The 20,188-nt window shown below is 60.3% G+C and carries 18 protein-coding genes and 2 tRNA genes; 4 read left to right on the forward strand and 16 right to left on the reverse strand.

Going from position 1 to position 20,188, the window contains the following annotated elements:
* The 4 genes from ACJRW5_RS18625 to ACJRW5_RS18640 form a co-directional block, all read left to right on the forward strand.
* Positions 1–612 (forward strand): class I SAM-dependent methyltransferase (locus ACJRW5_RS18625; protein WP_484571986.1); only part of this gene is annotated, 612 nt, incomplete at its 5' end.
* A 102-nt stretch (positions 613–714) separates the two neighbouring features.
* Entirely contained in the window at positions 715–3,606 is a 2,892-nt protein-coding gene (locus ACJRW5_RS18630) for a DUF748 domain-containing protein (protein ID WP_484571987.1), read from the forward strand.
* A complete protein-coding gene (locus ACJRW5_RS18635) occupies positions 3,606–3,908 on the forward strand; it encodes a DUF2845 domain-containing protein (RefSeq protein ID WP_484571988.1) in 303 nt (100 codons plus the stop codon). Before ACJRW5_RS18630 ends, ACJRW5_RS18635 begins: the two co-directional genes overlap by 1 nt.
* Positions 3,909–3,921: 13 nt before the next feature.
* A complete protein-coding gene (locus ACJRW5_RS18640; protein WP_484571989.1) occupies positions 3,922–4,224 on the forward strand; it encodes a DUF2845 domain-containing protein in 303 nt (100 codons plus the stop codon).
* 205 nt (positions 4,225–4,429) lie between these two features.
* On the opposite strand, the gene ACJRW5_RS18645 is transcribed toward ACJRW5_RS18640, so the two are convergent.
* From ACJRW5_RS18645 to ftsH, 16 genes are all read right to left on the reverse strand, one after another.
* Complete coding sequence (locus ACJRW5_RS18645) at positions 4,430–4,627, reverse strand: CsbD family protein (protein WP_047588204.1); 198 nt, start codon at positions 4,625–4,627, stop codon at positions 4,430–4,432.
* 57 nt (positions 4,628–4,684) lie between these two features.
* Positions 4,685–5,038, reverse strand: coding sequence for a BON domain-containing protein (locus tag ACJRW5_RS18650; RefSeq protein WP_484571990.1), 354 nt, complete (start codon positions 5,036–5,038; stop codon positions 4,685–4,687).
* A 477-nt stretch (positions 5,039–5,515) separates the two neighbouring features.
* Positions 5,516–7,621 carry a polyribonucleotide nucleotidyltransferase gene (gene pnp, locus ACJRW5_RS18655; protein ID WP_484571991.1) on the reverse strand — a complete coding sequence of 702 codons (2,106 nt, stop codon included), beginning with the start codon at positions 7,619–7,621 and terminating at the stop codon, positions 5,516–5,518.
* A gap of 171 nt (positions 7,622–7,792) precedes the next feature.
* Positions 7,793–8,062 carry a 30S ribosomal protein S15 gene (gene rpsO, locus ACJRW5_RS18660; protein ID WP_004424394.1) on the reverse strand — a complete coding sequence of 90 codons (270 nt, stop codon included), beginning with the start codon at positions 8,060–8,062 and terminating at the stop codon, positions 7,793–7,795.
* 168 nt (positions 8,063–8,230) lie between these two features.
* Positions 8,231–9,151: a tRNA pseudouridine(55) synthase TruB gene (gene truB / locus ACJRW5_RS18665; protein ID WP_484571992.1), complete on the reverse strand. Its 921-nt coding sequence runs from the start codon at positions 9,149–9,151 to the stop codon at positions 8,231–8,233.
* A 2-nt stretch (positions 9,152–9,153) separates the two neighbouring features.
* Positions 9,154–9,543, reverse strand: coding sequence for a 30S ribosome-binding factor RbfA (rbfA, locus tag ACJRW5_RS18670; RefSeq protein ID WP_484571993.1), 390 nt, complete (start codon positions 9,541–9,543; stop codon positions 9,154–9,156).
* A gap of 112 nt (positions 9,544–9,655) precedes the next feature.
* Entirely contained in the window at positions 9,656–12,145 is a 2,490-nt protein-coding gene (gene infB / locus ACJRW5_RS18675) for a translation initiation factor IF-2 (RefSeq protein ID WP_484571994.1), read from the reverse strand.
* Positions 12,146–12,172: 27 nt separating this feature from the next.
* The gene (nusA, locus tag ACJRW5_RS18680) at positions 12,173–13,654 is read right to left on the reverse strand and encodes a transcription termination factor NusA (protein ID WP_484571995.1); all 1,482 of its coding nucleotides are present in this window, start codon (positions 13,652–13,654) and stop codon (positions 12,173–12,175) included.
* Positions 13,655–13,812: 158 nt separating this feature from the next.
* Positions 13,813–14,271 carry a ribosome maturation factor RimP gene (rimP, locus tag ACJRW5_RS18685; protein ID WP_037050820.1) on the reverse strand — a complete coding sequence of 153 codons (459 nt, stop codon included), beginning with the start codon at positions 14,269–14,271 and terminating at the stop codon, positions 13,813–13,815.
* Between the two features lie 264 nt (positions 14,272–14,535).
* Positions 14,536–14,612: transfer RNA gene (locus ACJRW5_RS18690), tRNA-Met, on the reverse strand.
* A gap of 97 nt (positions 14,613–14,709) precedes the next feature.
* Positions 14,710–14,795 (reverse strand) — tRNA-Leu (locus ACJRW5_RS18695).
* A gap of 7 nt (positions 14,796–14,802) precedes the next feature.
* Positions 14,803–15,180, reverse strand: coding sequence for a preprotein translocase subunit SecG (secG, locus tag ACJRW5_RS18700; RefSeq protein WP_024309416.1), 378 nt, complete (start codon positions 15,178–15,180; stop codon positions 14,803–14,805).
* A 3-nt stretch (positions 15,181–15,183) separates the two neighbouring features.
* Positions 15,184–15,939 (reverse strand): triose-phosphate isomerase, encoded by a 756-nt coding sequence (tpiA, locus tag ACJRW5_RS18705; protein ID WP_484571996.1) that lies wholly within the window; start codon positions 15,937–15,939, stop codon positions 15,184–15,186.
* A 64-nt stretch (positions 15,940–16,003) separates the two neighbouring features.
* Complete coding sequence (gene glmM / locus ACJRW5_RS18710; protein WP_484571997.1) at positions 16,004–17,341, reverse strand: phosphoglucosamine mutase; 1,338 nt, start codon at positions 17,339–17,341, stop codon at positions 16,004–16,006.
* A gap of 13 nt (positions 17,342–17,354) precedes the next feature.
* Positions 17,355–18,206: a dihydropteroate synthase gene (folP, locus tag ACJRW5_RS18715; RefSeq protein WP_484571998.1), complete on the reverse strand. Its 852-nt coding sequence runs from the start codon at positions 18,204–18,206 to the stop codon at positions 17,355–17,357.
* Positions 18,207–18,214: 8 nt separating this feature from the next.
* A complete protein-coding gene (gene ftsH, locus ACJRW5_RS18720; protein ID WP_484571999.1) occupies positions 18,215–20,128 on the reverse strand; it encodes an ATP-dependent zinc metalloprotease FtsH in 1,914 nt (637 codons plus the stop codon).
* Positions 20,129–20,188: the final 60 nt, after the last annotated feature.

The following is a 20,188-nucleotide window of genomic DNA, read 5'->3' on the forward strand; positions in this document are numbered from 1 at the left end:
CTTGACCTGCGCAACGCTCGTGGCTGGGTCAAGGCCAACAGCGCCGGCAAGTCCGTGCTCAACCTGTTCGCTTATACCTGCGGCGTTGGCCTCAGCGCTGCAGCAGGAGGCGCCCGCGAAGTGACCAACCTCGACTTCGCCCAGGGCAACCTGGCTGTGGGCCGTGAGAACGCAGGGCTCAACCCAGACCTGCCAACCATGCAGTTCATCCAGTCCGACTATTTTCCGGCCATCCGCCAGTTTGCCGACCTGCCGATCAGCAGTCGCCGCGGCCAGAAACTGCCGAGCTACCCGCGCCTGCAACCGCGCCAGTTCGATCTGGTATTTCTCGACCCGCCGGCCTGGGCCAAGAGCGCCTTCGGCACCGTCGACCTGCTGCGCGACTACCAGAGCCTGCTCAAACCGGCGCTACTGGCCACAGCCGACGGCGGCAGTCTGGTGTGCTGCAACAATCTGGCGAAGGTGGAGATGGAAGACTGGCGCCAACAGGTGCTGCGCTGCGCCGAGAAGCTTGGCCGCCCGGTACGCGACTGCCAGGTGATCAGCCCCGCCGCGGACTTCCCCTCGCAGGATGGCAAACCGCCGCTGAAGACCCTGATCCTGCACCTCTGACCTTGCTCCGACGCTCGACCGGGCAGCAGCAGGGACGACCGGAACCGAACCGTCGTGCCATACTCCAAGTCGTCTCCTCGTCTGGATAGATGCTGCCAAGCCATGCCCAAAGGACTGAAGCGCGCGCTGAGCGCACTGTTGATCACTCTTTTCCTGTACAGCCTGATCGGCTTCCTGATTCTGCCGGGTATCGCCCTGCGCGTCGCCAACCAACAACTGGCGCAGTACGCCACCGTGCCCGCTACCCTGCAGCGCGTGCAACTCAACCCCTTCACGCTCGAACTCAGCCTTTGGGGTCTGCGTATCGGCGACAGCGGTGAGGAACAGCTGGGGTTCCAGCGGCTGTACGCCAACCTGCAGAGCGACAGTCTGTGGAGCGGCGCACTGCACCTGAGCGACGTCGAACTCAATGGTGCGCATACGCAACTGCTGTTTGCCAAAGACGGCACGCTGAACCTGACTCAACTGTTCCAGCTACCGGCAAGCGAGCCGAAGCCGGAATCGACCAACAGCGAGCCGTTCCCGCTGCGCATCGACAACATCCGCCTGCGTGAGAAATCCCTGCGCTTTCAGGATCTGCGCCCCAGCGAGCCGGTGGAGTTCGCCTATGACAAGCTCGATCTGGAACTGCATAACCTCAGCACACTGCCAGGCGACAATGCAGACATGACGCTCACTGCCAGTGGCCCGCACGGCGCGCGGATCGACTGGCGCGGCCAGGTCAGCCTGACGCCGATCACCTCCAGCGGCAGCCTGAGCATCAGCGATGGTCACCTGAGCACTTTCTGGCCCTATGTCCGTGACGCCCTGCCACTGGTGCTCAAGGAGGGCCAGGTCGACCTCAGCAGTGACTACCAACTGGATCTGTCCGACGGCACCGAGCTGCAGTTGAGCAAGATCAAACTGCAACTGGCGCCCTTTGCCATCGATGCCCCTGACGGCAAGCCGCTGGTGCGCCTGCAACGCCTGGACGTCGACGGTAGCAGCCTGGACCTGGCCAAACAGCAGGTGGTGATCGGCCAGGTGCGCAGCCAGGGGCTGGAAGCCTGGGCCGCACGCGACGCCGATGGCCAACTCGACTGGCAGAAGCTGTTCGCCAAGCCAGCTTCTGCGCAAGACGCGCCTGCGACGCAAACCGAAGCCGAACCAGGCAAGGAGAGCAAACCCTGGCAAGTGCTGCTGCAGGACGTGCAACTGCGTGACTACAAGGCCCATCTGGCGGACCGCGTACCGGAACAAGAGGTGGCCCTCGAGGTTGGCCCGCTAAACCTTGACCTGCAGAACTTCGACAGCCAGGGCGACAAACCCTTCGACCTCCGTCTCGATACAGGCCTGGGCAAACAGGGCAAGCTGCAAGCTTCTGGCAATGTGCAACTGAGCCCCATCAGCGCCCAGCTCAAGGTCGTTACCAACGACATCGACCTGCGCCTGGCTCAAGCCTACCTGAGCCCTTTCATCCGCCTGGAACTGCGCAGCGGCCTGCTCGGCAGCGACCTCAACGTGCAACTCAAGAGCACCGAGCCACTGGCCCTCAGCGTCACCGGCAGTGCCCAGGTCGACCAGTTGCATACTCTCGACACCCTGCGCGAGCGCGACTTCCTGCGCTGGAAGCAGGTGCGGGTCAAGGGCCTGGATTATCGTCACGGCGAAAGCCTGGCCATCGAAGGCGTGGAGCTGGATCAGCCCTACGCACGCTTCGTCATCAATGAAGACCTGACCACCAATGTCAGCGAGCTGATCGTGCCGCAGCCGCAAGCCGCGGCCGCAAGCAAAGCAGATGACAGCAAACCGCTGGCGATCCATATCGGTGGCGTGGCCATCAACGACGGCTCGGCCAACTTTGCCGACTTCAGTCTGACGCCCAGCTTCGCCACCGCGATCCAGCAGATGAATGGCCGCATCGGGGTGCTCGACAACCAGAAACCCCAGGCCGCCAGTGTCGACATCACCGGCAAGGTCGACCGCTACGCGCCGATGAGCATCAAAGGCAAGCTGACACCCTTCGATCCGCTCAATAGCCTCGACATCGCCACCAGCTTCAAGAACGTCGAGCTGACCACCATCACCCCCTACTCCGGCAAGTTCGCCGGCTATCGCATTCGCAAGGGCCGCCTCAACCTCGACCTGCACTACCGCATCGAGCAGGGTCAGCTGAATGCCGAGAACAAGGTACTGGTGGAGAACCTGCAGCTGGGCGAGCGGGTCGACAGCCCCGACGCAGTGGACCTGCCGATTCGTCTGGCGGTCGCCCTACTCAAGGACACCCAGGGCCGTATCGCTATCGAGCTCCCCGTGCAAGGCGACCTGAACAATCCGCAGTTCAGCGTCATGCCCATCGTCTGGCAAACCCTGCGCAATCTGGTCTTGCGTGCCGCCCAGGCGCCGTTCAAGTTCGTTGCCGGACTGGTCACTGGCGGTAGCGATACCGACCTCAGTACCGTGCCCTTCGATGCCGGCTCGGCCGGCCTGGATGCTGATGCTCGCCAGGCACTGGATACCCTGGCCAAGGCATTGCAGGAACGTCCGGCGCTGCGCCTGGAAGTCGAGGGCCAGAGTGCAGAGAAAGCTGACGGCCCTCTGCTGGCCGAACAGCGCCTGCAACGTGAGTTTCGTGAAACTTGGTACAAGGTGCTGCAACGCCGTGGTGACAAGGTACCGGCTAGCGCGGAGGAGCTCGAGGTGGACGAAGACGAGCAGGCAGCGCTGCTCGAAGGCATCTATCGCGCCCGCCTGAAACAGCAGCCGCCGAGCGAGTGGAACGACCTGGATAGCGAACAACGCACGCAGAACATGCGCCAGGCGGTGGTGAATTCCTGGGCTCAAAGCAAGCTGCTGCTGCGCCAACTGGCTCAGCAACGGGCAGCGGCTATCAAGGATTATCTGGTCGAGCAAGGCAAACTGGATGACGAACGGGTCTACCTGATCGATGTCAATCTGGGAGAACCCGAGTCCAATGGACGTGTGCTCACCCCTCTGCATCTGGATAGTGAATGATGAAAAGCCATCACCTTCTGACCTTGGCGGCACTACTCGCGGTTACCGCCAGTCCGCCTCTGCATGCCGAAACCATGCGCTGCGGCAGCCAACTGGTCAGCCTGGGAGATCGAGCCTTCGAGGTAGAGCGCAAATGCGGCACGCCGGTGTATCGCGATCCAATAGGCTATACGCTGGGTGGCTATGACAGGCGTGAATATCGGGTAGAGGAATGGGTATACGGCCCCACCAACGGCATGCTCAGCATCCTCCGCTTCGAGGGTAACCGCCTGGTGGAAATCGAACGCCGCCGCGAGCACTGATCAGGAGTTCACCGTGCCGAACCGCAAACACCTGCTCTGGCTACTGCTGCTGCCCGCTCTGGCCGAGGCATCTTCCACCTATCGCTGCGGCAGTGCCTTGGTCAGCAAGGACGCGCCTACCAGTGAAGTACAAAGCAAATGCGGCGAGCCAGTCAGTCGCGACTTTCTCGGCTACAAGGAAGTCACCGATGTTTATGGCTTTCGCAATGAGGTGAACGTCGAGGAATGGATCTACGGCCCGAGAAACGGCATGTACCATTTTCTCCGCTTCGAGGGTGGTCGCCTGACCGATATACGCAGCAAGCGCGGCGACTGACAAAACGCTGGGCGCAAGCCCGGACTGGCGCTCGCCTCGCATAAAAATCAAGGCCCCGCCGGTCACACCGGCGGGGCCTTCGAGCGTCCGTGCTGGTCGCTATCCGTGCGGAGGTAGCGTCCATGCCTGCAGCCATCCGTGCTGGTGGACATCCATATCTGAAACGTTCCGTGAATCTATGGCATCCGTGCCAGGCTATCCGTGCTTAGAGCTTGTCGCTGAAGTCGCGCAGCTCTTGCTGGGCCTTTTCCTTGGTCCAGCCATAACGTTCTTGCAGCTTGCCGGCCAGGTATTCGCTGTGGCCCTCGGCGACGTCCACGTCGTCATCGGTCAGATTGCCCCAACGCTCCTTGATGCGACCGTTGAGCTGCTTCCATTTGCCTTTGATGATGTCGCTATTCATGGTCATTCTCCCAGTGACTGAGGGTGAGGCCGGGCGCTGGCCCGGCCGGCTCGGCTATCAGTCCGCGGTTTTCAGGGCATCGGCGGACACGTCACGCACACCCTCGATTTCCTTGGTCTTGGCGATAGCCAGATCACGCTCGGCATCGGTCGCCACTACGCCGGACAGGGAAACCACGCCTTGGTTGGTCTCGACCTTGATGTCCAGAGCGCTGAGATCCGAGTCGGCAACGAAAGTGGACTTCACTTTGCTGGTGATCCAGGTGTCGGATACCGCCTGCTCGGCTTTATCCACAGTGTCATTGGCTGCCAGCATGGTCGGCTCTGCGGCAAAAGCTGCGGAGGCCAGAGACATGCTCAGCACGGCAGCGGTCAGGGTGGTAGCGGCAAAACGGTTGATTGGCTGTTTCATGATTCGACTCCTGTACATTCCAGACAATCTGCAAACCAACTCCTGGTTGCAGGTTCACTAGTACTATTGCAGGGGCTGTGCCAGCTTTTTATATAAAAATAAATCCATTAAAAACAATGACTTAACTGAAATACAAGAAAGGCCATTGATTGCATTTCGCCAAGTCGGGAAAAATCTCTCGGGCAATTTGCACGGTTTTCCAGATGCACACCTTAACCAATGAGCATCACGCCAGTTACAGAGCCTCAGGTGAAACCAACGCGGTGTGCCTACCAACAACGTACCGCTAGGCAACTGCACCGAATGAAGCCCTTGAATGCAGACGAGCGAGACTGCCCATGGCCGATCCAGAGGCAGTCAGGAAAAAAGTTCGCGAGAGTCTTCCAGCGGTGGCCCGCAGCGTGACGGCCAGGGATGACAAGCCATAAAAAAGGGCTCCCGTAGGAGCCCTTCTCGTTCACGCTAGCGAGGGGTCGCTTAGACGCCGGAGGCCTCGGCAGCCGCTACGTCCTTGATCGACAGCTTGATACGGCCGCGGTTGTCCACGTCCAGTACCAGAACCTTCACTTCCTGGCCTTCTTTCAGGACGTCGGTCACCTTCTCCACGCGCTGATCGCTCAGCATGGAGATGTGCACCAGACCGTCCTTGCCCGGCAGGATGTTGACGAAGGCACCGAAGTCAACGATGCGCTCGACCTTACCGACGTAGATCTTGCCGATCTCGGCTTCCGCGGTGATGGCCAGCACGCGCTGCTTGGCAGCCTCGGCCGCTTCCTTGGTTTCGCCGAAGATCTTGATCGAGCCGTCGTCTTCGATATCGATCGAGGCCTTGGTCTCTTCGCAGATACCACGGATGGTGGCGCCGCCTTTGCCGATAACGTCGCGGATCTTGTCCTGGTCGATCTTCATCGCCAGCATGGTCGGAGCGTTGGCCGACAGCTCGGTACGCGACTGAGCGATCACCTGGTTCATCTGGCCGAGGATGTTCAGACGGGCTTCCAGCGCCTGCTCCAGCGCCTGCTCCATGATCTCTTCGGTGATGCCCTGGATCTTGATGTCCATCTGCAGTGCGGTCACACCGTTGGCGGTACCGGCTACCTTGAAGTCCATGTCGCCGAGGTGGTCTTCGTCACCGAGGATGTCGGTCAGAACGGCGAATTTCTCGCCTTCCAGCACCAGACCCATGGCGATACCGGCAACCGGCGCCTTCATCGGCACACCAGCGTCCATCAGCGCCAGGGAAGCGCCGCAAACCGAAGCCATGGAGGAGGAACCGTTGGACTCGGTGATTTCCGACACCACGCGGATGGTGTACGGGAACTCGTCGTCCTTCGGCAGCATGGCAGCAACGCCACGACGGGCCAGACGGCCGTGACCGATTTCGCGGCGACCAGTGGCGCCCATGCGACCACACTCACCGACCGAGTACGGCGGGAAGTTGTAGTGCAGCATGAAGGGGTCTTTCTTCTCGCCTTCGAGGGTGTCCAGCAGCTGCGCATCGCGCGCGGTACCCAGCGTGGCAACCACCAGCGCCTGAGTTTCACCACGGGTGAACAGCGCCGAGCCGTGGGTCTTGTCCAGTACACCGACTTCGATGTTCAGGCCACGCACGGTGCGGGTGTCACGACCATCGATACGCGGTTTACCGTTGACGATGTTCTCGCGCACGGTGCGGTATTCGATCTCGCCAAAGGCTTCCTTGACTTCACCGGCAGTAGGCTGGCCTTCTTCGCCGGAGAACTTGGCCACGACCTGATCGCGCAGCTCGCCCAGACGCGCGTAGCGGTCCTGCTTGATGGTGATGGTGTAGGCCTGGGAAATCGCCTCACCGAACTCGCCACGAATGGCGTTCAGCAGTGCGGTGTTTTCCGGCTTCGGCTGCCAGTCCCAGGTCGGCTTGCCAGCTTCAGCAGCCAGCTCGGCGACGGCCTGGATGACCACCTGGAACTCCTCATGGGCAAACAGCACGGCGCCCAGCATCTGGTCTTCGGTCAGCTCTTGGGCTTCCGACTCGACCATCAGCACGGCGTCCTTGGTACCGGCCACGACCATGTCCAGGCTGGAAGCCTTGAGCTGCTCGTAATTCGGGTTCAGCAGGTAGCCAGTTTCCGGATGGAAGGCGACGCGGGCGGCACCGATCGGGCCGTTGAACGGAATGCCGGAGATGGCCAGAGCGGCCGAGGTACCGATCATCGCAGCGATGTCCGGATCGGTCTTCTTGCTGGTGGAAACCACGGTGCAGATCACCTGCACTTCGTTCTGGAAGCCTTCCGGGAACAGCGGGCGGATCGGACGGTCGATCAGACGCGAGGTCAGGGTTTCTTTCTCGGAAGGACGCGCTTCACGCTTGAAGAAACCACCTGGGATCTTGCCGGCAGCGTAGGTCTTTTCCTGGTAGTGCACGGACAGCGGGAAGAAGCCCTTGCTTGGGTCGGCAGTCTTGGCGCCGGTTACCGCGACCAGCACGCTGACGTCGTTGTCGACGGTGACCAGCACGGCACCACTGGCTTGACGGGCAATACGGCCAGTCTCGAGGGTTACGGTCGACTGACCGAACTTGAATTGCTTGATTACCGGGTTCACGGTGTCTTCCTTCTCTTTGTTGCCTTGGGGGAAATCTGAAAGCGGCACGGGAGTCGGACCCAATGCATCCTTCGAAAAGCCAAAAGCTGGAAGCCCGGAGCCGCAGGTCAGGGTCATGCCCCGACTTGCCGCTCCGAACTTCCAGCTTCCAACTTGTGCAGCTCGCGTCTATTAACGACGCAGGCCCAGGCGACCGATCAGGGCGCTGTAACGACTGGTGTCTTTACCCTTCAGGTAGTCCAGCAGCTTACGACGCTGGTTAACCATGCGGATCAGACCACGACGGCTGTGGTGATCTTTACCGTTGGCCTTGAAGTGACCTTGCAGCTTGTTGATGTTGGCGGTCAGCAGGGCTACCTGCACTTCCGGGCTACCGGTATCGCCTTCAGCTTGCTTGTAGTCGTTAACGATCTGAGCTTTTTCTTCAACGCTGAGTGCCATGTTGGCTTCCTCTCATCTGGAAACTGCCGAAGCAGTCTCAATAGGCCGGGAATCGCTTCCCGTGTTTTAAAAAGAGGTATGACCGTGCCTACTAACAGCCACCCTCGCAGCACCGAATGACAGCTTCGCTACCACCCGGCTTCGACCTTGCGGTCGAACCATCCGGTGCTATGCACCGGTATAAATCAAACGACGCGGCGCGATACGCCCATCGTCACTCACTTCACCGATACCGATGAAGCGACCATTGTGATCCTGCACGCGGACCATACCGAACTTCGGTGCTTCCGGTGCCCGTACCGGCTGCCCTTGCAACCAGTAGAACGCGCTGTTCTCGGAGAACTGCAGCAGCGGCCAATCCAGCAGGCCGCTGTCGACCGGCTGCAGGAAGCGATCAAGCGCTTCATTGCCGCCTTCGGCATGCGCCGCTTCCAGCTCTTCCAGAGTCACGGTGCGTGACAGGTCGAACGGGCCAGCCTTGGTTCTACGCAGTTCGGCGACGTGTGCGCCACAGCCGAGCAGTTGGCCAAGATCCTCAACCAGGGTGCGAATATAGGTACCCTTGCTGCAATCGACCGCCAGCCGCGCCTGCTCGCCTTCACAGGCCAGCAATTCCAGGCGCGCAATAGTAACAGAACGCGCTTCGCGCTCCACTACTTCGCCTGCGCGCGCCAGCTTGTAAAGCGGCTGGCCGTCCTTCTTCAGAGCCGAGTACATCGGAGGTATCTGTTTGATTTCTCCACGAAAACGCGGCAGCAGGGCTTCGATTTCGCTGCGACCAACGGTCACCGGCAAACGCTCGATCACCTCGCCTTCGGCATCGCCGGTGGTGGTGGTCACGCCCAGTTGAGCGACCGTCTCGTAGCCCTTGTCGGCATCGAGCAGGTATTGCGAGAACTTGGTCGCCTCACCGAAGCACAGCGGCAGCACGCCGGTGGCCAGCGGATCGAGGCTGCCGGTATGCCCCGCCTTCTCGGCATTGAGCAACCAGCGCACCTTTTGCAGCGCCGCGTTGGAGGTAAAGCCATGCGGCTTGTCGAGCAGGATGATGCCGTCGACCTTACGACGAATACGTTTGACCTGAGCCACGCTTATTCCTCGCCGCCGCCCTGATGCTTGCGATCTTCCGCCACCGCACGCTCGATCAGCGCCGACAGCTCGGCACCACGGCGGATGCTGGCATCGTACTGGAAGTGCAATTGCGGGATGGTGCGTACCTTCATCGACTTGCCCAGCAGCATGCGCAGGTAACCGGCCGCCTCGGAGAGGATCTCCAGGTTGAGCTTGATCTGCTCGGCGTCGTCATCCTTGCCCATCACAGTGATGAACACCTTGGCATGGGACAGGTCGCGGCTGACATCCACGGCGGTGATGGTGACCAGGCCCAGACGCGGGTCCTTGATCTCACGCTGGATCAACACAGCCAGCTCTCGCTGCATCTGGTCGCCGATACGCTGGGTACGGCTGTAATCTTTGGCCATTTCTTACTTACCTTTCCTTCGCCCTGGCGCCTTGTCGGCACCGGACGTAAAAGCGGCAAACGCCCGGCCGCGCATGAGCGGGGCCGGGCGTTGCATGATCAAGGGGTTGCGCTTACAGACTGCGCGCGACCTGGACCTTCTCGAACACTTCGATCTTGTCGCCGACCTTGACGTCGTTGTAGCTCTTCACGCCGATACCGCACTCCATGCCGTTACGCACTTCGGCGACGTCGTCCTTGAAGCGACGCAGCGATTCCAGCTCGCCTTCGAAGATCACCACGTCCTCGCGCAGTACGCGGATCGGACGGTTACGGTAGACGGTGCCCTCGATGACCATGCAGCCAGCGACAGCGCCGAACTTAGGCGAACGGAACACGTCACGGACTTCCGCGGTACCCAGGATGTTCTCGCGAACATCGCTGCCGAGCATACCGGTGAGCGCCTTCTTGACGTCTTCGATGATGTCGTAGATGACGTTGTAGTAGCGCATGTCGAGGCCTTCGGACTCGACGATCTTGCGCGCACCGGCGTCAGCACGGACGTTGAAGCCGAACAGCACGGCATTAGAAGCCAGCGCCAGGTTGGCATCGGATTCGGTGATACCACCGACGCCGCCACCAACCACACGCACTTGCACTTCGTCGTTGCCGAGGGTGCTGAGCGAGCCTTGCAGAGCTTCCAGAGAACCACGCACGTCGGCCTTGAGGACGATGTTGAGGGTTTTCTTCTCTTCCTGGCCCATGCTTTCGAAGATGTTTTCCAGCTTGCCGGCATGCGCACGAGCCAGCTTGACCTCGCGGAACTTGCCCTGACGGAACAGAGCCACTTCGCGGGCCTTCTTCTCGTCGGCCACTACCATCATCTCGTCACCGGCATCCGGTGTGCCGTCCAGGCCGAGGATCTCGACCGGAATCGACGGACCGGCTTCCTTGATCGGCTTGCCGTTCTCGTCGAGCATGGCACGCACGCGGCCATAGTTGACGCCGACCAGGACCATGTCGCCCTGACGCAGCGTACCGTCCTGAACCAGCACGGTGGCCACCGGGCCACGGCCCTTGTCCAGACGCGACTCGACCACCACACCACGACCCGGAGCGGTCGGAGTGGCTTTCAGCTCGAGTACTTCAGCCTGCAGCAATACGGCTTCGAGCAGCTCGTCGATACCGGTACCGGCCTTGGCGGAAACCGGTACGTAGGGGGCATCGCCGCCCCACTCTTCCGGAATCACGTCCAGCGCGGCCAGGCCGTTCTTGATGTTGTCCGGGTTGGCTTCCGGCTTGTCCATCTTGTTCACCGCGACCACGATCGGCACGCCAGCGGCTTTCGCGTGCTGTACGGCTTCCTGGGTCTGCGGCATCACGCCGTCGTCAGCAGCGACGACGAGGATGACGATGTCGGTGGCCTTGGCGCCACGGGCACGCATCTGGGTAAACGCGGCGTGACCGGGGGTGTCGAGGAAGGTCACCATGCCACGCTCGGTTTCCACGTGGTAGGCACCGATGTGCTGGGTGATGCCACCGGCTTCACCGGAAGCCACCTTGGCGCGACGGATGTAGTCGAGCAGCGAGGTCTTACCGTGGTCGACGTGACCCATTACGGTCACCACCGGTGCACGGGACAGCGCCTCACCTTCGAACTTCAGCGATTCGGCCAGGGAATCTTCCAGAGCAGTGTCGCTGACCAGGGTCACCTTGTGGCCCAGCTCTTCAGCAACCAGCTGGGCAGTTTCCTGATCCAGTACCTGGTTGATGGTCGCCGGAGTACCCAGCTTGAACATGAACTTGATGATTTCAGCGGCCTTGACCGACATCTGCTGGGCGAGATCGCCCACGGTGATGGTCTCGCCGATCTTCACATCGCGCACCACCGGGCCGGCCGGAGCCTGGAAGCCATGCTGGTTGCGCTTCTTCATCTTGGCCTTGCCACGACCGCCGCGACGGAAGCTATCGCTTTCCTCGTCGACACTGCGCGGCGCACTGCGCGGAGCAGGAGCCTTTTCCTTGACGGTCGGGCGATGCTGCGTGTGCTTGCGATCGCGGCGCTCGTCTTCATCGCGCGCCTTTTCAGGACGACGGACTTCTTCCTTCTTGCGCTCGACCTCGGCAACCGGAGCGGCTACGGCCGGCTCACTGACAGGTGCCGGGGCAGCGACGGCAGGTGCCGTAGCGGCTTCACTGGCGACAGCAGCTGCCTGGCGCTTGGCTTCTTCTTCAGCCTTGCGCTTGGCTTCTTCCTCGGCCTTCAGACGCTCGGCCTCTGCAGCAGCCTGCTGGGCTTCCAGCTCACGCTGCTTCTCCGCTTCGAGTTCTTCCGGGCTGCGCTTGACGAAGGTCTTCTTCTTGCGCACCTCAACGCTGATGGTCTTGCTGCCAGCAACCTTGAGGGTGCTGGTGGTCTTGCGCTGCAAGGTGATCTTGCGCGGTTCTTCGACCTTGTCGCCGTGACTGCTCTTGAGATGGGCCAGCAAGGCCTGCTTCTCACTATCGGTCACTACTTGTTCGGCGCTACTGTGGGACAGACCAGCTTCACGCATCTGCAGCAGCAGGCGCTCTACCGGAGTGTCGACCACTTTGGCCAGTTCTTTCACCGTGACTTGCGTCATGCATCTTTCTCCTCAGGCCGCAACCGCTTATTCGAACCAGTGGGCTCGAGCGGCCATGATCAGCTTGCCGGCACGTTCTTCGTCGATGCCGTCGATGTCGAGCAGGTCGTCGATCGACTGCTCGGCCAGGTCTTCACGGGTAATCACGCCGCGCAGCGCAAGCTCCAGAGCCAGCGCCTTGTCCATGCCTTCCAGTTCCAGCAAATCATCTGCCGGATGGGCATCGGCCAACTTCTCCTCGTTGGCGATCGCCTTGGTCAGCAGACGATCCTTGGCCCGTGCACGCAGCTCGTTGACGATGTCCTCGTCAAAGCCATCAATGCTGAGCATTTCTTCCATGGGTACGTAGGCAATCTCTTCGAGACTGGTGAAACCCTCTTCGACCAGGACTTGAGCCAGTTCTTCGTCGACTTCCAGCTCGTCGATGAAGGACTGCATGATGTCGCCGGTTTCCGCCTGCTGCTTGGCCTGGATGTCCGCTTCGGTCATGACGTTGAGCGTCCAGCCGGTCAGCTGACTGGCCAGACGTACGTTCTGACCGCCACGGCCGATGGCCTGCGCCAGGTTGTCCTCGCCAACGGCGATGTCCATGGCATGGGCATCTTCGTCAACGATGATCGCCGCGACTTCTGCCGGCGACATGGCGTTGATGACGAACTGGGCCGGGTTGTCATCCCACAGCACGATATCGACACGCTCACCGCCCAGCTCGCCGGACACGGCCTGAACGCGAGAACCACGCATACCGATGCAGGCGCCCTGCGGATCGATGCGCTTGTCTTTGGAACGTACGGCGATCTTGGCGCGCGAACCCGGATCACGGGATGCGGCCTTGACGTCGATCAGCCCTTCGGCGATCTCCGGCACTTCGATACGGAACAGCTCGATCAGCATTTCCGGCGCGGTGCGCGACAGGATCAGCTGCGGGCCGCGGTTCTCGGTACGAATTTCCTTGAGCAGGGCACGCAGACGCACACCAACGCGGAAAGTCTCACGCGGGATGATGTCTTCGCGGGCCAGCAGTGCCTCGGCGTTATTACCCAGGTCTACGATGACGTTGTCGCGGGTCACCTTCTTCACGGTACCGGAGATGATTTCGCCCAGGCGCTCGCGATAGGCATCGACCACTTGCGCACGCTCGGCTTCGCGCACCTTCTGCACGATGACCTGCTTGGCGGTTTGCGCGGCGATACGGCCGAACTCGATGGACTCGATCTTCTCTTCGAGCACGTCACCGATCTTGGCGCTGGCTTCGACAGCCTGCGGCATGTCATCGGTCAGCTGGTAAGCCGGGTCTTCGAACTCGGACTCGTCCACCACCGTCCAGCGACGGAAGGTCTCGTAACTGCCGTTGTGTCGGTTGATCGACACACGCAGATCGACTTCGTCTTCGAAACGTTTCTTGGTGGCGGTCGCCAGAGCCAGCTCCAGCGCCTCGAAAATCACGCCTGCCGGTACACCCTTTTCATTGGATACCGACTCAACAACCAGCAGTACTTCTTTGCTCATCGTACGCCTCGCCTTTCGCAATCCATTGGTTCTGCGCAACCTGCGTCACGTTCACGCCATTGGCGCTGGATACGTGCACTGCCGCGCTACCTTCACGCTATCTGCGCCTGCATGCGGCACCACCACGTGGGGCACGGCCAGTACGCAGAAATCGCGCCTCAATCAAATCGGGGGATGATGTTGGCCTTGTCGATCAGGTCGATCGGCAACAGGTATTCGTGGTCATCCACCTGCACCACCACGTCCTGCTCCTCCACACCACGGAGAAGGCCCTGGAAGTTGCGTCGCCCATCGAAAGGCGAGCGCAGCTTGATCTTCACCTGTTCACCGACATGTGTCGCGAACTGTTCAAGAGTGAACAACGGACGATCCATGCCAGGAGAAGAAACTTCCAGCGTGTACTCCGAGGAAATCGGGTCCTCGACGTCGAGTACACCACTGAGCTGACGGCTGACGATTTCGCAATCATCGATGAGAATGCCGTCGGCCTTATCGATATAGACACGCAGTAGCGAATGACGCCCCTGCGACAGGAACTCGATGCCCCAACATTGATAACCGAGCGCTTCGATTACCGGGGCCAACAAGGCCTGCAACTGTTCTAGCTTGCTCGACACTTAACGGCCCTCGTGCATGCTGTGCAAATAAAAAATGGGCGAAACGCCCATCCCGTCAGTCCGCCTAAAGGTGGACTGTGTATCCAACGAAGAACCTTTCTACGATCTCGCGAGCTAGAGCCATGCAAGGCAAAAACAAGCGAGGATGCGGAGTTTACGAGCTGCAAATGAGCAATCCGAGCCTGTTTTTAACGCAGCAGGGCCGACGCGCAGCAGATCGTAAACGGTTCTAACAAAAAGCCCCTGAAAAGGGGCTTCTGAAACTGGTTGCGGGGGCAGGATTTGAACCTACGACCTTCGGGTTATGAGCCCGACGAGCTACCAGACTGCTCCACCCCGCGTCAAAGCTGGGCCGAAATTATACGGCCACCCCCTTACGGGGGTCAACCAAACACTCCAGCAACAAGAAAGCCCGCGAACTGCGGGCTTTCTTGAGTATGGTACCGAGGAGGGGACTCGAACCCCTACAGCCTATGGCCACTACCACCTCAAGGTAGCGTGTCTACCAATTCCACCACCTCGGCAAAACTGTTACTGCTCTGGAGCCTCCGGCACATCCGAAGCATCGGACGCTGGAGCTTGCTCTTCGAGCACCGGCACGTCTTCGACAGCCGGTTTTTGTTGAACCTCCAGAACCGCTGGATCTGGCAGCCCAACCTGAGTCAGTGCATCAGCTTTTTCTTTAGCAAAGAACGCTAAACCCAAGCTGGTAATGAAAAAACCTGCGGCAAGTATACCAGTAAACTTACTCAGAAAGGTAGAGGAACCTTGGCTTCCGAATACAGTTGCCGAAGCCCCCGAACCGAACGACGCACCTGCGTCAGCACCTTTACCCTGCTGCAGCAAAACCAGCACTACAATCCCGATCGCACCCAGCAGGTGCAGAACAACAATGACGGTTTCCAGCATTCTTCAGTTTCCTGCAGCGCGACAGATCGCACCGAATTCATCCGCATTCAGAGAAGCCCCACCTACGAGCCCCCCATCGATATCCTGCATACCGAACAACTCGGCTGCACTGGCGGCCTTAACACTACCGCCATAAAGAATTCTTAGCCCGTCCGCCACCTCGACATCCTGCAGCGCAACTTGCGCACGGATCGCCGCGTGTACCTCCTGGGCTTGCTCAGGCGTGGCGGTCAGGCCGGTACCAATGGCCCATACCGGCTCATAGGCAACCACAGCATTCTTCAGCGACTCGACACCCAAGGCATCGATCACCGCAGCCAACTGGCCACCTACCACACCCAGCGTTGCATTCGCTTCACGCTCTTCGCGGGTCTCACCAAGACAGAGCACAGGCGTAAGCCCGGCTTTCTGTGCAGCTGCAAACTTGCCGACGACCACATCATTGCTTTCACCCAGAATCAGGCGACGCTCAGAGTGTCCTACCAGCACCAGCTCACAACCACCATCGACCAACTGACTTGTCGCCAGCTCACCAGTCAAGGCGCCCTGCTCTACCTGTGCCGCACAGTCTTGCGCGCCCACCTTCACAGCGCTACCAGACAGACCAGAAACGACCTGTGCGATATGCATACTGGAGGGGAACACCGCGACCTGCACACCAGCAGGCAAGTCCTGCTGACACAGCCCTTCGATCAGTTCTGCGACGCTTGCGCGGGTACCGTGCATTTTCCAGTTACCAGCGACTAAGGGGCGACGCATGTTTTACCTCGTCGATCAAAGAGGGCGCAGATGTTACCCAAGAGCATCTTCGGTAGCAAGCAAATCAGGCACAGACTTCAGCAACAATTTTAGCCAATTCATCAGCATAGCTACGTACAGCGTCCGCCTCATCGCCCTCGACCATCACCCGAACGAGCGGCTCGGTACCGGACTTGCGCAGCAATACACGACCACGCCCAGCCATTTGCTCGGTAACGCGTGCACATGCCTCTTTGACAGAGGGGTGCTCGAGCGGATCAACCGCACCGGAGAAACGCACATTAACCAGAACCTGAGGACACTTCTTCAGATCACTGCGAGCCTCGACCAACGTCTGCTCACGACGCTTGAGCGCCATTAGCACCTGCAACGCAGCGATGATGGCATCGCCGGTAGTCGTGTGTTGGAAGCACACCAGATGTCCGGAGTTTTCCCCGCCCAACAGCCAGTTGCGCTCCAGCAGTTCGGCGATCACGTAGCGGTCACCCACCTTGGCGCGCACGAAAGGAATGTTCAGTTGCTCGAGCGCCAGCTCGAGCCCCAGGTTACTCATCAGCGTACCGACTACGCCACCGCGCAGACGTCCGCGCTCCTGCATATCGCGAGCGATGATGAACAACAACTCGTCGCCGTCGACGATCGCACCGTACTGATCGACCATCAGCACGCGATCAGCATCACCGTCGAAAGCGATGCCGAGATCAGCCTGTTGCGCCACGACCTCTGCTTGCAACGCGGCAATGTGGGTGGAACCACAGCCATCGTTGATATTGAGGCCATCGGGCTGCGCCGAGATGACCCGCACTTCGGCGCCCAGCTCGCGGAACACGCTCGGCGCAACCTTGTAGGCCGCACCGTGGGCGCAATCGATGACAATCTTCAACCCCTTGAAGCTGGTACCACTGGGTACGCTGCCCTTGCAGAACTCGATGTAACGCCCGGACGCATCGTTGATACGCGAAGCCTTACCGATCTCAGCAGACTCAACCACAGTCATCGGTTGATCGAGCAGTTCCTCGATCATCAACTCGACATCATCCGGCAACTTGGTGCCTTCACTGGAGAAGAATTTGATGCCGTTGTCATCATGCGGATTGTGCGACGCACTGATGACAATCCCCGCGTCAGCCTGAAAGGTACGGGTGAGGTAGGCGATGGCAGGCGTTGGCATCGGCCCGAGCAACTGCACGTCAGCACCCGCTGAGGCCAGACCAGCCTCGAGCGCTGACTCGAACATGTAACCGGAGATGCGCGTGTCCTTGCCGATCAGGATCCGGCACTTACCCTGCTTGCGAAAAGCCATGCCCGCAGCCCAGCCGAGCTTGAGCATGAAATCAGGAGTGATCGGAAACTGTCCAACGCGACCACGGATGCCATCTGTGCCGAAGTACTTTCTAGCCATGAGTCTTTCCTTGTTATTGCGCTGCTTCAACCGCAGCGATCATGCGCACGACGTCGACCGTCTCGGCGACATCATGCACACGTAGAATATGTGCACCCTTGGTCAACGCCAGAGCAGCCAGCGCCAGACTGCCGTACAAGCGCCCTCCGACCTCATGACCGAGCACCTTGCCGATCATGCTCTTGCGCGAGACACCCACCAGTAGCGGCCGACCCAGTTCGGAGAGCTCGCCCATGCGCTTGAACAGCGCCAGATTATGCTCCAGCGTCTTGGCAAAACCGAAGCCCGGATCGAGCACGATACGCTCAGCGCGAATACCAGCCGTCGCACATGCCTGCATGCGCTCGACAAGAAAGTCATGCACCTCACTGACGATATCCGGGTACTGCGGATCATCCTGCATGTTGCCCGGCTCACCACGCATGTGCATCAGACAGACCGGCAGACCACTATCGGCTGCAGCGTCCAGCGCGCCATCACGCTGCAAGGAGCGCACGTCGTTGATCAGCCCCGCACCCAGACGCGCGCTTTCACGCATGACGGCAGGTGTCGAGGTATCGACCGAGATGATCACATCCAGCTCACGCGCAATGGCCTCGACCACTGGCGCGACTCGCTCCAACTCCTCGGTCGGTGACACAACACGCGCACCAGGGCGAGTGGATTCACCACCGACATCGATCAACGTCGCGCCGGCACTGACCATCGCCGCGGCATGACGCAACGCCGCATCGCGAGCCGTGAAGCGGCCACCATCGGAGAAAGAATCTGGGGTGACATTGAGGATGCCCATCACGTGCGGGCGGGACAAATCAAGAAGCCGGCTGCCACAGGGCAGCCGGCTCGGGTGTTGCGTGAAGGACATAGACGACCTTAGTGCTCGGCGGCAGGGCCACCAATAGGCTTCTCGGGACGACTGGGCTCATCGACCTTGGTTTGCGGTGCACCAGAGTCACCGCCACCATCCCAACCGCGCGGCTCGCGAGGCTCGCGGCCATTCATGATGTCGTCGATCTGATCGGAGTCGATGGTCTCGTATTTCATCAGCGCTTCAGCCATGGCATCGAGCTTGGCCCGATTCTCCACCAGCAGCCGCTTCGCGGTGTCGTAGCATTCGTCGATGATGCGACGAACCTCTTCGTCGATCAGCTTGGCAGTTTCGCCGGAGACATTGCTGTGTTGGCTGCCCATGCTGCGCCCCAGGAAAACCTCGCCCTCTTCCTCAGCGTACATCAGCGGACCGAGCTTCTCGGACAGACCCCACTTGGTGACCATATTCTTGGCCAGCTGAGTGGCACGCATGATGTCGTTGGAAGCACCGGTGGTGACGCCGTCGAACCCCAGGGTCATTTCCTCGGCGATACGGCCACCGAACAGCGAGCAGATCTGACTGATCAGAGCCCGCTTGCTCAGGCTGTAACGATCCTCTTCCGGCAGGAACATGGTCACGCCAAGAGCGCGACCACGCGGAATGATGGACACCTTGTAAACCGGGTCATGCTCGGGAACCAGCCGGCCGACGATCGCATGCCCCGCCTCGTGGTAAGCGGTATTGAGCTTCTCCTTGTCGGACATGACCATGGTCTTGCGCTCGGCGCCCATCATGATCTTGTCCTTGGCCAGCTCGAACTCCTTCATCTCCACCAGGCGCTTGCCAGCACGGGCAGCGAAAAGGGACGCCTCGTTGACCAGGTTGGCCAGGTCGGCACCGGAGAAGCCCGGAGTGCCACGCGCGATGACTGCAGCGTTGACGTCATCACCCATCGGCACCTTGCGCATGTGTACTTTCAGAATCTGCTCACGACCACGGATGTCGGGCAGGCCTACGACCACCTGACGATCGAAACGGCCGGGGCGCAGCAGCGCGGGGTCAAGTACGTCAGGACGGTTGGTTGCGGCGATGACGATGATGCCGTCGTTCATCTCGAAGCCATCCATCTCGACCAACAACTGGTTGAGAGTTTGTTCACGCTCGTCGTGACCACCGCCCATGCCGGCGCCACGATGGCGGCCGACCGCGTCGATCTCATCAATGAAGATGATGCACGGCGCATGTTTCTTGGCCTGGTCGAACATGTCACGGACACGCGAAGCACCAACACCCACAAACATTTCCACGAAATCGGAACCGGAAATGGTGAAGAACGGCACCTTGGCCTCACCGGCCACAGCCTTGGCCAGCAAAGTCTTGCCGGTACCCGGCGAGCCGACCATCAGCACGCCGCGGGGGATGCGGCCACCAAGACGCTGGAACTTGCCCGGATCACGCAGAAACTCGACCAGCTCACTGACCTCTTCCTTAGCTTCATCGCAACCGGCGACGTCAGCGAAGGTGGTCTTGACCTGATCTTCGGAGAGCAGACGCGCCTTGGACTTGCCGAAGCTCATCGGCCCGCCCTTGCCGCCGGCACCACCCTGCATCTGGCGCATGAAGAACATGAATACCGCAATGATCACCAGGATCGGGAAGCTCGCCACCAGCAACTGGGTCCAGATGCTCTGCTGCTCCGGCTGCTTGCCCTCGATAACGACGTTGTTGTCGATCAGATCGCCAATCAAGCCGCCGTCCTGGATCGCCGGACGAATGGTCTTGAAGCCGTCACCGTCGGTGCGCTTGCCGGTGATCACATAACCGTCAACAGTGACGCGCTCGACGCGCCCCTCCTTGACCTGCTCGATGAACTGCGAGTAGCTCAGGGTCTGCGGCTCGCTCGGGCTGGAAAAATTGTTCATCACGGTAACCAGCACCGCCGCGATGATCAGCCACAGAATCAGATTCTTTGCCATGTCGTTCAATTAGCTACCCTCTGGAGCAGGCCTCGTGGTGAAGCACGCTTCCCATGACGA

The organism is Pseudomonas pichavaramensis, from assembly GCF_050473265.1.
Lineage (GTDB): Bacteria > Pseudomonadota > Gammaproteobacteria > Pseudomonadales > Pseudomonadaceae > Aquipseudomonas.

Coding starts and splice junctions, on each gene's coding strand:
- ACJRW5_RS18650 (WP_484571990.1), bottom strand. CDS start 5,038: ATGAAACAGCCAATCAACCGTTTTGCCGCTACCACCCTGACCGCTGCC.
- ftsH (WP_484571999.1), bottom strand. CDS start 20,128: ATGGCAAAGAATCTGATTCTGTGGCTGATCATCGCGGCGGTGCTGGTT.
- rbfA (WP_484571993.1), bottom strand. CDS start 9,543: ATGGCCAAAGATTACAGCCGTACCCAGCGTATCGGCGACCAGATGCAG.
- ACJRW5_RS18630 (WP_484571987.1), top strand. CDS start 715: ATGCCCAAAGGACTGAAGCGCGCGCTGAGCGCACTGTTGATCACTCTT.
- infB (WP_484571994.1), bottom strand. CDS start 12,145: ATGACGCAAGTCACGGTGAAAGAACTGGCCAAAGTGGTCGACACTCCG.
- folP (WP_484571998.1), bottom strand. CDS start 18,206: ATGTCCTTCACGCAACACCCGAGCCGGCTGCCCTGTGGCAGCCGGCTT.
- ACJRW5_RS18645 (WP_047588204.1), bottom strand. CDS start 4,627: ATGAATAGCGACATCATCAAAGGCAAATGGAAGCAGCTCAACGGTCGC.
- nusA (WP_484571995.1), bottom strand. CDS start 13,654: ATGAGCAAAGAAGTACTGCTGGTTGTTGAGTCGGTATCCAATGAAAAG.
- ACJRW5_RS18635 (WP_484571988.1), top strand. CDS start 3,606: ATGAAAAGCCATCACCTTCTGACCTTGGCGGCACTACTCGCGGTTACC.
- tpiA (WP_484571996.1), bottom strand. CDS start 15,939: ATGCGTCGCCCCTTAGTCGCTGGTAACTGGAAAATGCACGGTACCCGC.
- glmM (WP_484571997.1), bottom strand. CDS start 17,341: ATGGCTAGAAAGTACTTCGGCACAGATGGCATCCGTGGTCGCGTTGGA.
- secG (WP_024309416.1), bottom strand. CDS start 15,180: ATGCTGGAAACCGTCATTGTTGTTCTGCACCTGCTGGGTGCGATCGGG.
- rpsO (WP_004424394.1), bottom strand. CDS start 8,062: ATGGCACTCAGCGTTGAAGAAAAAGCTCAGATCGTTAACGACTACAAG.